The 555-nt window shown below is 60.9% G+C and carries 1 pseudogene; it reads left to right on the forward strand.

The annotated features are described in order from the left end of the window. Positions 1-555: pseudogene (locus ACWTU8_RS32095) on the forward strand (ABC transporter ATP-binding protein/permease); the annotation flags it as partial.

The following is a 555-nucleotide window of genomic DNA, read 5'->3' on the forward strand; positions in this document are numbered from 1 at the left end:
TCCAGCAAGGCCGGCGTCTGGTTTGCCCTGGCGTTGGGCGAGCTGGGCAATTCTATCGCCTTTTTCCACGATGCAGCCAACACCAGCCCGCTAAAGGCAATTCTGACCAATGCCGGCATACTTGTGCTGCTGGTCGTGCTCAAGGATGCCGGCTTCACCGGCGTGCGTGGTCTTGTCTCGGCAACCCTGCACCGAAAGTGGCGCGGCTGGCTGAATAGCCAGTTCAACAAGGCCCTGCTCGACGGCAATCATACCCACTTCCATGCTCAGCATGGTTCGGCGGCTGGCGGTATCGTCGCACCCGACAACATCGACCAGCGCATCCAGGAATCGATCAAGGACATGACGGGCGGGGCGATCGGTCTCGCCATGGGCGTTCTGGGCGTCGCGACCTCGCTCTATTTTATCGGCGAAAGTCTGATCGGGTCCTCGGTTGAGGTCAAAGGACTGGAGTTCCTCGGCAGTTATGGCAGCGCGGCGCTGGCCTTCCTCGCCGTCGCCATCTACGTGCCGTTGAACACTTGGATTGCGGTCAAGCTTGGCCGCCTGCTCGAG

The organism is Mesorhizobium sp. BHbdii (genome assembly GCF_053848045.1).